The sequence below is a fragment of the Gordonia iterans genome (assembly GCF_002993285.1).
GTDB lineage: Bacteria > Actinomycetota > Actinomycetes > Mycobacteriales > Mycobacteriaceae > Gordonia > Gordonia iterans.
In genome coordinates this window covers 2,345,761-2,359,690 of record NZ_CP027433.1, presented here as the reverse complement: position 1 = coordinate 2,359,690, position 13,930 = coordinate 2,345,761, and the positions used below count along the sequence as shown (strand labels likewise).

General features: G+C 68.3%; 13 protein-coding genes. 4 read left to right on the top strand and 9 right to left on the bottom strand.

Features of this window, described 5'->3' with window-relative positions; translation table 11 throughout:
• Window positions 1-33 precede the first annotated feature (33 nt).
• The gene (locus C6V83_RS10815; protein WP_105942406.1) at window positions 34-858 is read right to left on the bottom strand and encodes a hypothetical protein; all 825 of its coding nucleotides are present in this window, start codon (window positions 856-858) and stop codon (window positions 34-36) included.
• On the opposite strand from C6V83_RS10815, the gene C6V83_RS10810 reads away from it, so the two are divergent.
• On the top strand, window positions 836-2,119 hold the full coding sequence (locus tag C6V83_RS10810; RefSeq protein ID WP_325027260.1) for an FAD-dependent monooxygenase: 1,284 nt from the start codon (window positions 836-838) through the stop codon (window positions 2,117-2,119). The genes C6V83_RS10815 and C6V83_RS10810 overlap by 23 nt on opposite strands.
• 51 nt (window positions 2,120-2,170) lie before the next feature.
• Here C6V83_RS10810 and C6V83_RS10805 read toward each other — a convergent pair whose 3' ends face one another.
• The 3 genes from C6V83_RS10805 to C6V83_RS10795 form a co-directional block, all read right to left on the bottom strand.
• Window positions 2,171-3,037, bottom strand: a complete 867-nt coding sequence (locus C6V83_RS10805; protein ID WP_234353685.1) for a universal stress protein — start codon at window positions 3,035-3,037, stop codon at window positions 2,171-2,173.
• Window positions 3,038-3,215: 178 nt separating this feature from the next.
• Window positions 3,216-3,836 carry an LGFP repeat-containing protein gene (locus C6V83_RS10800; RefSeq protein ID WP_105942404.1) on the bottom strand — a complete coding sequence of 207 codons (621 nt, stop codon included), beginning with the start codon at window positions 3,834-3,836 and terminating at the stop codon, window positions 3,216-3,218.
• Between the two features lie 182 nt (window positions 3,837-4,018).
• Window positions 4,019-4,450 carry a PPOX class F420-dependent oxidoreductase gene (locus C6V83_RS10795; RefSeq protein WP_105942403.1) on the bottom strand — a complete coding sequence of 144 codons (432 nt, stop codon included), beginning with the start codon at window positions 4,448-4,450 and terminating at the stop codon, window positions 4,019-4,021.
• Between the two features lie 79 nt (window positions 4,451-4,529).
• Between C6V83_RS10795 and C6V83_RS10790 the strand changes: the two genes are divergently transcribed.
• The 3 genes from C6V83_RS10790 to C6V83_RS10780 are packed head-to-tail and all read left to right on the top strand — an operon-like array spanning window position 4,530 to window position 6,988.
• On the top strand, window positions 4,530-5,153 hold the full coding sequence (locus C6V83_RS10790; RefSeq protein ID WP_407646152.1) for a DNA-3-methyladenine glycosylase I: 624 nt from the start codon (window positions 4,530-4,532) through the stop codon (window positions 5,151-5,153).
• 35 nt (window positions 5,154-5,188) lie between these two features.
• On the top strand, window positions 5,189-5,710 hold the full coding sequence (locus C6V83_RS10785; RefSeq protein WP_105942401.1) for a hypothetical protein: 522 nt from the start codon (window positions 5,189-5,191) through the stop codon (window positions 5,708-5,710).
• 21 nt (window positions 5,711-5,731) lie between these two features.
• On the top strand, window positions 5,732-6,988 hold the full coding sequence (locus C6V83_RS10780; protein ID WP_105942400.1) for a flotillin family protein: 1,257 nt from the start codon (window positions 5,732-5,734) through the stop codon (window positions 6,986-6,988).
• 158 nt (window positions 6,989-7,146) lie between these two features.
• Here C6V83_RS10780 and C6V83_RS10775 read toward each other — a convergent pair whose 3' ends face one another.
• From C6V83_RS10775 to scpA, 5 genes are all read right to left on the bottom strand, one after another.
• Complete coding sequence (locus C6V83_RS10775) at window positions 7,147-7,443, bottom strand: hypothetical protein (protein WP_105942399.1); 297 nt, start codon at window positions 7,441-7,443, stop codon at window positions 7,147-7,149.
• Between the two features lie 142 nt (window positions 7,444-7,585).
• Window positions 7,586-9,250, bottom strand: coding sequence for an HNH endonuclease signature motif containing protein (locus C6V83_RS10770; protein WP_159067499.1), 1,665 nt, complete (start codon window positions 9,248-9,250; stop codon window positions 7,586-7,588).
• A 282-nt stretch (window positions 9,251-9,532) separates the two neighbouring features.
• The gene (locus tag C6V83_RS10765; RefSeq protein ID WP_105942397.1) at window positions 9,533-10,522 is read right to left on the bottom strand and encodes a pirin family protein; all 990 of its coding nucleotides are present in this window, start codon (window positions 10,520-10,522) and stop codon (window positions 9,533-9,535) included.
• A gap of 152 nt (window positions 10,523-10,674) precedes the next feature.
• The gene (meaB, locus tag C6V83_RS10760; protein WP_105942396.1) at window positions 10,675-11,661 is read right to left on the bottom strand and encodes a methylmalonyl Co-A mutase-associated GTPase MeaB; all 987 of its coding nucleotides are present in this window, start codon (window positions 11,659-11,661) and stop codon (window positions 10,675-10,677) included.
• An 8-nt stretch (window positions 11,662-11,669) separates the two neighbouring features.
• Window positions 11,670-13,928, bottom strand: a complete 2,259-nt coding sequence (gene scpA / locus C6V83_RS10755) for a methylmalonyl-CoA mutase (RefSeq protein ID WP_105942395.1) — start codon at window positions 13,926-13,928, stop codon at window positions 11,670-11,672.
• Between the last annotated feature and the right edge of the window lie 2 nt (window positions 13,929-13,930).

Below are 13,930 nucleotides of genomic sequence, written 5' to 3'. Positions count from 1 at the left end.
GCGCCGACCGCGCGGCGCGACTCGCCTCACATCCTACGGAAGAGCCTCGGGCCGCGGCCCCGAGTCCACGGCACGCTGCCGCACCAGCGTGATCTGCTGCTTGATTTCCCGGTAGCCGGAGACTCGCGTCATCACCCGCGCCGCACCGGAGTCGGCGGAGTGCGGTGTCGGCGCCGCCTCGATGCCGTAGAGCATCGTGCTCAGCTCGCGGTGGAGTTCGGCGCGCTGCTGCGCCGTCCGTGCCTCCTCCCGCTCACGGCGCAGCGATTGGTCGATCAGCTGTACCTCTGCCGCGCACCGGCCGATGAGGTCCGCGCACTCAGTGCCGGATCGTTCGAGGGCGTCTGCGGCCGAACGCGCCTCGGCGACGATCCGCCGATCGTCGTCGCCCGGGCTCCGCAGCTTCGCAAGCCGGTCGGCGGTCTCGCGCAGTCCGGCCGCCTTCCCGAAACTGTCGGTGATACTCGCGATGTCGGTGCCGAAATCCACATCGCCGAGCCAGCCCTCCCGTGCCGCGTCCGAGTCGGCGATGCGCTGTGCGCCGAATATCGCGGCTTCGAGGCAGCGGGCGTTCTTCTTGCCCAGTCGCCGGGCGCGCTGCTGCTTCTCCCACTCCTCACGCTCCGCGCAGGCCCTCTCTTCGGCCCGGAGTGCCTCCTCTGCCGCCGCCTGTCTCAAGGCCCGCTTCGCCGACAGCCAAGCGCGGACCTTGGCCATGATCCAGACGAGTGCGACGGTCCCGGCAAGCGCGCCGAGCACGATCCAGATCCCTGCCGGGATCGCTGCGATCGCCCCGATAACCAGGACACCCACCACAGTCAGCAGGCAACCGGGATTGTCGTCCTTGCTCTTGGCCACGGCACCCTCCCCCCGTCTCGTCGTACCCGGCGGACTGCCGAGGTACCGACAGGTTAGGGCGGGGTACCGACAGTCTCGTCGACCCGTGACCGCGGGCGGCCGGGCCCCGTACGGTCGACCCATGGGACGCGGGTCGATTCGTGTGTTGGTCGTCGGCGCAGGCGTGGGCGGACTCGCGTCGGCAGGCGCGCTCCGCAGGGCCGGGGCCGAGGTCACCGTCGTCGAGCGGACGGACCGTTTCGGTCGAGTCGGCGCGGGACTCTCGTTGTTCGGCAACGGGTTCCGGGCGCTCGAGGCGCTGGGCCTCGACACAGCAGTGCGCGCCGTGGTCGCGCCGACGGCGCCGGAGGGTCAATCCGGCATCCGGCGACCGGACGGCCGCTGGCTGGTCCGGGGTGCGCCCACGGCGACGAGGGACCTCCGCATCGCCGATCGCACCGAGTTGCACGGGGCGCTCCTCGCCGCGGCGATCGGCGTGGACGTCCGCACAGGTGTCGACGTGGCGACGGCGCACGACGACGGCGTCGTCACGGCGGGCGGGGACCGAATGGGCGGATACGACCTCGTCGTGGGCGCCGACGGCCTGCGCAGCCGGGTACGTCGTGGTTGGCCCCACGACGCCTCCGTCGCCTACGCGGGCTACGGGGCCTGGCGGGGGATCGCCCCCTACGGCCGACCGCTGCGCGCCCACGGGGAGACCGTCGGCCGGGGCAAGCGATTCGGCATGGTGCCGCTCCGTGACGGCCGCGTCTACTGGTTCGCCGTCGTGAACGCCGACCGCACCGAACGTCCGGCCGTCGAAGCGCTCGAGTCCGGGTTCGCGTCATGGCACCGACCGATCCCGGAACTCATCGCCTCGACCGCCGCTTCACAGATCTCCTACTTGCCGATCGAGTATCTGTCCGAGCCGCCGCCGTCGTACGTTCTCCGGCGACGAGTACTTCTCGGCGATGCCGCGCACGCCATGCCCCCGGACCTCGGACAGGGGGCCAATCAGGCGCTCGAGGATGCCGCGGTGCTCGTCCGCGAACTCACGCCCGCGATCCGTACGCAAGACCCGGCTGCGATACCGCAGGCGCTGCTGCGCTACGACCGCAGACGCCGGCCCCGCAGCCGGAGGATCGCCTGGCAGGCGGCACTGATCGGGCGCGTGATGCAGTCCTCCGGTCCGCTCGGCGTGGTGCGTGACGCCGCGTTGCGGACTATCCCGGATCGGGCGGTCACCCGGCAGGCAGCGCGATTGCAGGACTGGGCGCCATGATCCGCCACACCGATTCCACCGACCGGGCCGACCGTGCACTCGCCCGCTTCCCTACCCCGGGACGATCATCACCGGGCAGTGGGCGACCTGCAAAACGGCCTGGCTCGTCGAGCCGAGCAGCAGGGTGCGGAATCCGCCGTGCCCGCGACTGCCCAGCACGATCAGCTGAGCGAGGGAGGCTGCTTCGATGATCTGCGCGGCGGGCTCTTCGATCGTCACCACCGTCTGGACGTTCACGTCGGGGTAGTCGGACAGGCAGCCGGCCAGGCGGGACCCGAGTCCCGCGCGGGCCTCGTCGACGATCCGCTGACGGCCCTGCTGAACGACGTCGAAGGTCTGCACCCCGGTGTACCCGCCGTAGGTGTGGACTGCGATCAGGCCGACACCGAGTCCAGATGCCTGGGCGAAGGCGACCTCGGTCGCGGCCTGCGACACCGGCGATCCGTCGACGCCGACCACCACGGGCCCCCCGGTCGGCGGGTCCTCGCTGACGACGACGACCGGACAACTCGCGTGCGACGAGACGTAAGTGCTCACCGAGCCGAGCAGCAGGCCGGCGACGCCGCCGAGTCCGCGGCGTCCGAGGACCATCATGTGCGCGCGGCTGGTGAGATCGCGCAGCACCAGTGCGGGACGTCCGACGACGATCTCACCGCTGGTCTCGACGTCGGTCGCGACCTCCGAGACCACCGAACGGGCGACGTCCAGAGCGCCGTCGGCCAGCGCCCGGGACGCGTCCGCGAATGCCTGCGCGGTCACGATGCCCTCGCCGAACTGGAAGGCCGGACGGTCGACGACGCTCACCAGATGCAGCGGCCGGTGGGTACGGGCGGCGGCGCGGGCCGCCCAGCGCACCCCGTCCAGGGCATGCTCTGAGCCGTCGACGGCTGCCATGATCGGCGCATTCACGGTAGGCACCGGTATCAACTCCCTGGGTCGCATCCGAGCGGGTGAGGCGTGCGAACCAGCCGAAACGCCGACGCCTACGCCTACCAACCTACGCGCGCCGGCGTCGTGCGGACCGCGGACGAAGGTCCCGAAACCACCGGGACCCCGGCCGCGGGCGGCGGCCGGGATCCCGATTCGAGCGGTGGGGTCACTCGGTCGCGACGACCTTGCCCTTGACGGTCACGACGACCTTGTCGGAGTCCTCGTCGTACGTGATCTCGCCATTGTCGAACGTCGACTTCATGACGTCGCCGGTCTCGGTCTCATCGCTTGTCGCCGCACCGAGCGGGCCGTCGGAACCGCCCTTGCCCGCGGGATCGGGCTCGCCCTCGGCGTTGCGCTTGACGTTCCAGGCGTCGCGGATCTTTCCCCAGGTGATGTACGCCGGGGTACCGTCGTCGCCGTTCTTGGCGGTGATCACACCGCCGGCGAATTGCTGGAACACCACGCCGCTGTCGCTGGTTCCGGATGCGTCGGCGCCGGAGAGGGGCGCGCCGAGATCCTCCTTCTGATCCTCAGTGGCGGCGGAGTACTTGGCGGCGATCGGTCCCGTGAGCGTGACCGTCTGACCGTCGGCGGTCTTCAACTCGACGTCGTGTGCGTGGTCGTGATCGGCGCCGTCCGCGGCTCCGGACTCGGTGGCAGACGCGACGACCGAGTTCGTGGCGGCGGGTTCGTCTTCGGAATCACTGCACCCGGCGGCCACCAGGGTGGTGGCGGCCAGTCCGGCGACGACGGCGGCGGTCTTGCGATTGGCGAACTTCCTCATGGTTTCCTCCACATGTCAGGCCTGCGCCGGGAGGATCCCGGCCCCCCCACCCGCCGTTCTGAGGGCGGTGTCACCAGCGTGTGAGAGGAACGCGAGGGCCACGCGTTTTGAGCCGGTTCGTACGGATTCGGCGGGTCCGAGCCGCGCCGACCAGGCCCTACGGCGACTATCTCCGCAGCCGGTCAGCGCAGCTTCTCGCCGTAGACGCGCTCGACGTGCAGGGCGGCCAGGACGCGCCGGTCGTCGACCATCACCTGCCGGTACTCGGTCCAGTCCGGGTGCTCTCCCGCGCCGAGCCGGTAGTAGTCGACCAATGCATCGACTTCCGCTGAGTCCGGATCGTCGCTGGGGCCGCTCAACGTCACCGGTCCTTCGGCAGTGGCCCACGTGTAGCCGTCCGGACTCGTGAACTCGATCGCTGCGCGGGGATCACGGCGCAGATTCGCGGTTTTCGCGCGACCGGCGGTCATCGAGATGTAGACGACGTCGGCGGCGCGGTGGTAGACGGCGGTCACCGGTGACAGTTGTGGCATCCCGCTGGCCTTCAGCGTCGCCAGAACGCCGATCGAGGTGTCGGAGATCAATTGCCGGGGGTCGTAACCGGAGTCGCTCATGACGTCCTCAACCCCGTGGGAGTGGTCGCTATTCCGCCGGCGGATCCGGCTGTCGGACGGGCCGCTTACAGTGAGCGCCGTGGAGTTGTACCCGGCGCCGGACGGCGCGCTGAGATGTCACTGGGCGGCGGACGGTCCAGGGATGCTCGAGTACCACGACGCCGAGTGGGGCTTCCCGGTCGTCGATGACCGTCGTCTGTTCGAGAAAGTCAGCCTGGAGGGCTTTCAGTCGGGTCTCAGCTGGCGGACCATCCTGAACAAGCGGCCGGCATTCCGGGAAGTGTTCGGCGGCTTCGATTTCGCCGAGATCGCCGAGTACGGCGAGGACGACATCGCCCGGCTGCTCGAAGACGCCCGGATCATCCGCCACCGGGGAAAGATCGAAGCCGTCGTGAACAACGCCCGGCGCGCACTGGAACTGGTCGACGAGACCGGGACGCTCGCGAACTACTTCTGGAGCTGGGAGATTCCAGCCGGTGAGATCACGGTGCCTGCGTCAGTGAGCACCTCACCGTCATCGATCGCGATGGCCAAGGACCTCAAGCGGCGTGGCTGGCGGTTCGTCGGGCCGACAACGGCTTTCGCATTCATGCAGGCGATGGGCCTGGTCAACGACCACGCCGAGGGCTGCGTGACCCTGGCGACGGTCACCGCAGCCCGGCAGGCCTTCGGACCGCCGCGGGAGCCCGATCGTCACCTGTAGGGTTGAAGTCACCCATTACGGAGAAACGGGGTCACGTGCTCGGCATCATCCTGTTGATCATCGGCGGCGTCGGCCTCGTGCTGATGCTGCTCTCGCTCGTCGGCCTGGACTTCGGCGAGTTCGACTTCGACCTGGGCGACTCCGGTGCGGGCTTCGTGTCCCTGCTGATGCCGTTCGTCACCGGGTTCGGGCTGGTCGCGGGCAGCATGATCCAGTTCGGCGGCACCGGCACCGGCAACGGCGTGGCGCTGGTGGCCGGCGCCGGTGCGGGCCTGATCATGGCGATCACTGCGGCCGCGGTGATCCGCTGGTTGTGGCGGTCCGCCGAGGAACTTCCCACCGTCGAGGTGATCGGGAGTTCGGCGCGCATCGTCGAGCCGCTGATGGCCGGCCACTACGGAACGGCAGAGATCTCGACGCCGCTCGGATCACGCCAGGTGACCGTCACCGCCGATCGGGACTTCCACCACAACGAGAAGGTGCGCGTGGTCGCCAAGATCGACGACCTGGACGCGTACTTCGTCGAACAACTCCCCTACTCCGACTTCGATTCCTGATTCGAAAGGAACACCCCTGAAATGGAAACGATCCTGATCCCCGTGATCATCGTCGTCGTTCTGCTGGTCCTGCTGGTACTGCTGCTGTTGTCTCGCTATCGGGTTCCGGGGGCCGAGGAGGCCTTCATCGTGACCGGTACCGGCAAGGGACACCAGGGCAAGGTGTACCGCGGCACCGGCACGTTCGTGCTGCCCGTCGTCCAGCGCGCGACCCGCGTGCAGCTGTCGTCGATCAAGGCGGACCTGGACACGTCGACTCCTGCCAACGACGGCATCGAACTGAAGGTCCGCGGTGTCGCTGTGGTGAAGGTGGGCGACGATCCGGAAGCAATCCTGAAAGCCGGTCCGCGTTTCGGAGACGACCTCAACCGCGTGAAAGCCCTTGTCACCGAACAGCTTTCCGGTGAGCTCCGGTCGATCGTCGGCACCATGACGGCAAAGAGCATACTGGTCGACCGCCAGGCGCTGGTCGATCAGGTCGCACAGTCGATCAAGGAGATCCTGGCCAACCAGGGTCTGCTTCTGGACAGCTTCTCGATCAACGACGTCCAGGATTCCGACGGCCAGTACTTCAGCGACCTGGCCGCCAAGGAGCGTTCGGACCAGGCTGCCATCGCCGCGCAGTCGCGTGCGGAGGCGCACCGGGTGGCCGAGCAGAGCCGGATCCACAACGAGCAGGCCATCATCGAGCAGCAGCGTGAGCTCGACATCGAACGCGAGGCCGCCCGCCAGGCGACCGATCGTGCTGCGGCTGAAGCGGACGCCGTCCGCCCGCTGGTCGAGGCCGAGCGCCGCCGCATCCAGGTGGAGAAGGACAACGAGGTGGCCGAGCAGGCCGCGCGTCTGCGCGACACGCAACTCGACGCGGAGGTCCGCCGTCCGGCCGAGGCCGAACTGTACGCCGCGCAGCAGCGCGCCGAGGCTCGCAAGGCCGAGATCGTCGCGGAGGCGGCGGCCCGCGCCGAGGGCATCCGGATTACCGGTGAGGCCGAGGCCGAGGCGCTGGAGAAGCGTGCCGAGGCACTGGGCAAGCTCGACTCGGTGGGTCAGCTTGAGCTGGTGCTCGGCAAGCTGCCCGAGATCGTGCGCGCCGGCGCTGAACCGCTGAGCGAAGCCAACATCACGCTCGTCGGCGACGGCGTCGACCCGCTCACCAAGAGTGCGGGCGCGGGACTGGTCAGCAGTCTGGAAATGATCCGCGGCACCACCGGAATCGACGTCGCGAGTCTCCTCAGCGAACTGGGCGGCAGCAACAAGCACGACGAACCTGAGAACTAGGAGTGCTCATGCGACTCTCCACTCGCAACCAGCTCACCGGCACCATCGTCGAGGTGAACCTGTGCGGCGCCGATAGCGTCCCGAGTTGATCGATCGGGCTCGACGACGAAAGATCCCGCCGTCCGAATGGACGGCGGGATTTTTCGCAGAACGGGGGTCTAGGTGTGGGTGCCCGGACCGAACCCGAAGCTGAGCGCCAAGAAGACCACGCCGATGATCAGTCCGATGATGCCGGTGATGACCGCCGCGTGCGAAGCGTTCAGGTAGTCGGTCCGCCCGGCGCGAACCACCTTCTCGCGGCCGATGAAGCCGAGGATGATTGCGATCAGGCCGGCGAACGGTGCGATGATCGGGATCCAGCAGAAGGCGATCGAGCCGATGCCGAGGATCACGCCGGCAGTGGACATGTTCCGCACGAGCGGTGCGTCGTAGTAGTGGGTCTGGTTCTTGCTCAAGATTCCCCCCAGGGTCGTCAGGCTGATGCGTCCAGAGTCGAGCCTATCGCGCATGCCGCAGCGACGGCACTACCCGAGCTTTGATCGGGTGTCGTTTAGCCGGCCGTCGTGACTGTGGCCGAGCAGCACTGGCGACCGGGTGTCAGGCGACCCAGTGTCCGTGCACGATCCGGAATGGACGGGCAGTCCGGTGTTCGCTCGGTGGCCCGGCCGCGTGCGGTGAAGCGATCACTTCACGCAATGCGCTGACGTCGGGCATTCGTATGTTGCCGGGTGGTCCGGTGTCGGACGGCGGTTCACCTGCTGCTGGGACACGGGCGGGTTCGGGTGCGAGGCGTTCGGGGTGGAACATGATGTTGCTCTGCCACCGGAGGCTGCGCCCGACGGGCCGCCACCCGACGCGTCCGGCGTCGGGACCGAAGGTCAGGACCGTCGACTCCCAATGCCCGGCAGTCTTACCGTTCATCCGGTTGTGCCGGCCGCACGCCCCACCCAGACGGTCGATATCGGTGATACCACCGTCGGTCCAGTCGGGCATATGGTGGGCTTGGGTGCGGATGAACGGGACGGTGCAGCCCGGGGCGGTGCAACCGCGGTCGCGGGCGAACAACGCCAACCGTTGCGCCGCGGTGGCGAACCGGCTCGCCCGCCCCAAATAGAGCACTTGTCCGGTGGCTTGGGAGAACACCGCCAGATACGGGATGGTGTCGGCGGCGAACTGCACCAGATCCGACACCGGGATGCGGGTGCCGGTGGCGGTCCAGCCGATCCCGGCCTGCCGCGCCAAATCCTCATCGGTCACGGTGACCACCACTTGCGAGGGAATCTGGGTGGGTGCGGGTGGCCCGGCCAGCGCGAGGGCCCAGTCGCACAACGCTTCGAGGGCGTCGTGCTGACGCTGCCCCAAGGTCCGTGTATCCCGTTCGGCGGCGGCCGCCAGGACGGCGGGGTCGAGGCCGGGTTGGTCGGCGGCCCCGCGTGGGGAGTCGGGGTCGTCGGGGTTGTTCATCCCCGTGGTGGCCCACTGATGCAAGATCACTTCGAGTTTGGCGCGCAGGACGGGGGTGAGCAGGGCGCGGACTTTGCTCATCAGTTGCCGGTTCTGCGGCTGCAGGTTGAAGGTGCGGCGGCGCTGGCGGTCGTGGTCGTCGGCCAGGGTGCCGTCGGGGTCGAGCCAGGCCAGGATCCGGTTGCCCACCACGGTGACCGCGGCCGGGTCCAGACGGCGCGCCGCATCAGCGAGCATGGCTTCGGCTTTGACGCGCTGATCGTGAGTGACCGCCGAGGGGAGTTTGTCCATGATCTCGGCCACGGCGGCGACGTGGGCGCCGCCGGCCTCACCGTCGGCCACCGCCGACGCGGTCGCTGCGAGGTGGGGTTCGAGGCGTTCACCGGTCAGGGCGCTCATGGCGCCGATGCCTTCGGCTGTGACCCGGCGGCGGCGGGCCTCACCCACCCCGAGACGCACCCCGTGGGCGTAGAGCTGGTGGGTCGAGATGTGTCCGGCGCGCCGGTACACGCCACGGTCGGAGATTTCGATGTAGAGGGCGGCGTCGAACACTTCGGCGCGGCGGTGGGTCTGTTCACGGGTGTCGAGCAGCCCCAACAGCGCGTCGTCGGACTCGGCGGCCAACAGTGCGGTTGCCTCGGCGCTCAAGCGCTTCTCGGCGGCGGTCTGTACCGCCAGCAGTTCTGCGGGCGACAGTCCGGTGATCAGCGTGTCGGGGTCGAAACCAGCGGTGTCGAGACGTGCGGTGCTGGGCCCGCTGCGGGCGTCGTCGTTGTACGAGATGCCGTTGACGGTCACGATGTTCACCTCCCCCGAAGTGCTGTTCCCGCTGTTAGAACCAGATATCCGGGTTCTCGTTGTGTGTCTGACATCACTCTACGACGGGGCTACGACAGAATCGGCGTCTGCTTCTCGGGTGAGGCGGGATTTCGACTCGCTGCGCTCGCTCAATCATCGGAGAAGGGTGCTCGGTCAATCATCGGAGGAGGGTGCTCGCTCAAGCATCAGAGGAGGTGATTTCGACTCGTGGTTCGTGAGGTTCCTCAAAGGGCGGCGCTCCCTCGATCATCGAGGGCCTCGTCAGTGCCGACGACGGCGCGGGGTGAGTCGGCTATTGGGCAGCGGCGGCGCGGGAATCCGGTCTCGGTCCGTCCAGCCGGCCACGGTGCCGAAGCGCGCCGAGCGGGCCTCCCATTGCTCGCGGTACTCGACGATCTCGTCGTGCGTGCGGGCGACGAAGTTCCACCACATGATGAGATCTTCGGCGAACGGTTCGCCGCCGAGCAGGACCGCCCGTGCCTCGGAGTCGGTCGGGTTCGTCACGGTCAGACGGTCTCTTCCCGGACCGGCGTACCCCAGATCGCCACGGCCGAGGCGCACACCGTCGAGGCTCGCCTGCTCGAAGTCCAGGATCAGACCGTGTTCGAAGGTCGGATCGACATCGAGCACCACTTCGGAGTTCGGCGCCACTGTCAGTTCGGCGCCGAGCAGCGGCGTAGCGGTCTCGACCGGCGAGGCGTCGCCGGCCAGTTCGCCGATGAACACCCGGACCGACCCGCCGGCAATATGAACGGGTGCGGGCGCATGGAACTGGAATCCTTGGGAGCCATGCCGAGCGGACTCGGGGAGGGCGACCCACAACTGCATTCCGTGCAGGCGCCGGGTCTGGGGTGTGGACACCTCCGAATGACTGATTCCAGCGCCGGCCGACATCAGGTTCAGCTCTCCCGGCCGGACCATGGCGTGTACGCCTGCACTGTCGGTGTGCTCGATCTCGCCCTCGAAGAGCCAGCTCACAGTCTGCAGACCGGTGTGTGGGTGAGGGAGGACGCGCATGCCACTGGTCCTGAGCGGAGTCGAAGGGCCGGTTGCGGAGACGTCGTCCGGCCCGTAGTGATCGGCGAAGCACCAGGCACCGACCATCGAGCGGTCGCGGGTCGGCAGGGTCCGGCGGACCAGCATGGCCCGCGGTCCGCCCAGGGGCACCTCTCGGGGGGCGACTACCTCGATGCCTTCGTCGGGACCGGGGCCGCAGTCGACTTCGATCGGGTGGGCTTCGACGTTGCTCACCTCTTCGATGGTACGTCGCTCCCCTGGATCGCAGGGAGAAGTGATTTCGACTCGCTGCGCTCGCTCAATCATCGAGGGAGTCGCCGGTCATCAAGGGAGACGCGGTGGGCTCGCCGGTCATCGAGGAGACTGCGCATGCGCCGTCAGTAGATTCACCCGCCGGCGGCGGCGACGATCTGCTCGGCCGCCAGCGCCGGAGTGAGTGTGCCGTCGAGGATGGCGCGCTCGGCATCCGTACGGACCCGGCGGACTTCCGGGTCGGATTCGAGGCGCGAGAGGATCGTCTCTTGGACCATCTGCCAGGTCCAGTTCACCTGCTGGCGGGCCCGTCGTCGTTCGAACTCCCCCGCTTCGGTGAGTACGTCCCGATGCTTGACGATCGCCTGCCAGTACTCGTCGACGCCGGTGTTCTCCAGCGCGCTCATGGTGAGCACCGGGGGCGTCCACAGGGCGTCGTGCGGATAGATCAGGCCCAGCGCGTTGCGGAGTTCGCGGGCTGCGGCGCGCGCCTCGTTGAGGTGCTTGCCGTCGGCTTTGTTCACGACGACGATCTCGGCGAGCTCCAGCACTCCCTTCTTGATGCCCTGCAGTGCGTCTCCGGTACGGGCCAGCGTCAGGAAGCTGAAGGTGTCGACCATGCCGGCGACGCTCACCTCTGACTGGCCGACGCCGACGGTCTCGACCAATACGACGTCGTATCCGGCGGCCTCGACCAGGACGATGGTCTCGCGGGTCGCTTTGGTGACGCCGCCGAGCGTGCCCGACGTCGGGGACGGCCGCACATAGGCTTCCGGTGCGGCGGAGAGCTTCCCCATGCGGGTCTTGTCGCCGAGGATCGAACCGCCGGTACGCGTGGACGAAGGATCGACGGCGAGCACCGCCACGCGATGCCCGAGATCGATCAGATGCATGCCGAGCGCCTCGATGGTCGTCGACTTGCCGACGCCGGGCACACCGGTGATGCCGACCCGGAACGAGTTGCCCGAATCCGGCGTCAGTTCGAGGAGCAGCTCCTGCGCCTTCGCGCGATGGTCGGGCCGCGTCGACTCGACCAGGGTGATGGCGCGGGCCAGTGTCGAGCGATCGCCGGACCGGACCCCGTCGGCGAGTGCCCCGACGTCGATCGTGCGTCGTGCCATCTCCCGCGTCAGCCCGCGTCCGGCAGGACCAGATCGAGTTCCAGCTCTCCGGCGAGCTTGCCGATCAGCTCCACCGCCGCATCGGCGATCACCGTGCCCGGCGGGTAGATCGCGGTGGCCCCGGCCTGGTAGAGCTCATCGAAGTCGCCCGGCGGGATCACCCCGCCGACCACGATCATCACGTCCTCGCGTCCGACGTCGGTGAGCGCCTTCTTCAGCGCCGGCACCAGAGTGAGGTGACCGGCGGCCAGCGACGACACGCCGACGACGTGGACGTCGTTGTCGGCGGCCTGCGCGGCCACCTCTTCGGGCGTGGCGAACAGCGGGCCCACGTCGACGTCGAAGCCGAGGTCGGCGAACGCGGTCGCGATCACCTTCTGGCCGCGGTCGTGCCCGTCCTGTCCCATCTTGGCGACCAGCACGCGCGGCCGACGGCCCTCCGCTTCTGCGAAGGCATCGACGACGGCGATCGCCCGATCCACGTTGCTCACGTCTTCTCCCACTTCGTGCCGGTAGACGCCGCTGATGGTGCGGATCTCTGCCTGATGACGGCCAAAGACCTTCTCCATCGCGTCGGAGATCTCGCCGCCGGTGGCGCCGTGGCGCGCGGCCTCAATGGCCAGCGCCATGAGATTGTTCGACAGATCCGAACCGCCCGACTCGCCCGCCGCACGAGTCAGGTCGGCCAGCGCCGCCTCGACGGCCGCCGAGTCCCGTTCGGCGCGCAGACGAGTGAGCTTCTCCAACTGTTCGGCGCGCACCTTGGAGTTGTCGACCTTGAGGACCTCGATCTCCTCGTCCTCGTCGACGCGATACTTGTTGACACCGATCAGCGGCTGCTGGCCGGAGTCGATGCGTGCCTGGGTGCGGGCGGCCGCCTCTTCGATCCGGAGCTTCGGCAGGCCCTCGTTGATGGCCTGGGTCATACCACCCGCCGCTTCCACCTCGGCGATGTGGGCCCGGGCCTTGTCCGCGAGGTGCGCGGTGAGCCACTCGACGTAGTTCGACCCCGCCCACGGATCGATCGGCCGCGTGGTGCCCGACTCCTGCTGCAACAGCAGCTGGGTGTTGCGTGCGATGCGCGCGGAGAAGTCGGTGGGCAGCGCGATCGCCTCGTCGAGCGCGTTGGTGTGCAGCGACTGGGTGTGCCCCTGGGTCGCGGCCATCGCCTCCACACAGGTGCGGGCGACATTGTTGAAGACGTCCTGTGCCGTCAGCGACCAGCCCGAGGTCTGCGAGTGGGTGCGGAGCGAGAGGCTCTTGGCCGACTTCGGCTCGAACTTCGCGACCAGCTCGCTCCACAGCAGACGCGCGGCGCGGAGCTTGGCGACCTCCATGAAGAAGTTCATCCCGATGCCCCAGAAGAACGAGAGCCGCGGCGCGAACTTGTCGATGTCCAGGCCCGCTTCGAGTCCGGCACGGATGTACTCGACCCCGTCGGCGAGCGTGTAGGCGAGCTCCAGATCGGCGGTCGCACCCGCCTCCTGGATGTGGTAGCCGGAGATCGAGATCGAGTTGAACTTCGGCATCTTCTGACTGGTGTACGCGAAGATGTCGGAGATGATCCGCATCGACGGCGCTGGCGGATAGATGTAGGTGTTGCGGACCATGAACTCTTTGAGGATGTCGTTCTGGATGGTCCCGGCGAGCTTCTCCGGCGGCACACCCTGCTCCTCGGCCGCCACCACATAGAGGGCGAGGATCGGGAGCACCGCGCCGTTCATCGTCATCGACACCGAGACACTGCCCAGGTCGATGCCGTCGAACAGCTGGCGCATGTCCAGGATCGAGTCGATGGCCACCCCGGCCATGCCGACGTCGCCGGCCACGCGAGGGTGATCGGAGTCGTAGCCGCGGTGGGTCGCCAGGTCGAAAGCCACAGACAGGCCCTTCTGTCCGGCGGCGAGGTTGCGGCGGTAGAAGGCGTTGGACTCCGCGGCGGTGGAGAAGCCGGCGTACTGACGAATGGTCCACGGCTGATTGACGTACATCGTGGGATACGGCCCGCGGATGAACGGGGCTTCGCCCGGAATCGAGTCGAGCGGGTAGCCGCTCTGCGCCGCGTCCTGGTCGCGGTCGGCGCGAGTGTAGACGGGTGCGACGTCGATCTGCTCGGGCGTATGCCAAACGGTTTGCTCCGGGGTGTAGCCGTGCGTGGTCGACAGTGTCTCGACGAGACCGGCCGCCTCCTCGGGAGTGGGCGTCTCGGCGAGCGCGTCCAAGTTCAGGTCGACGTCGGAGAAGTTGGGAATGGTGTTCTCGCTCATGG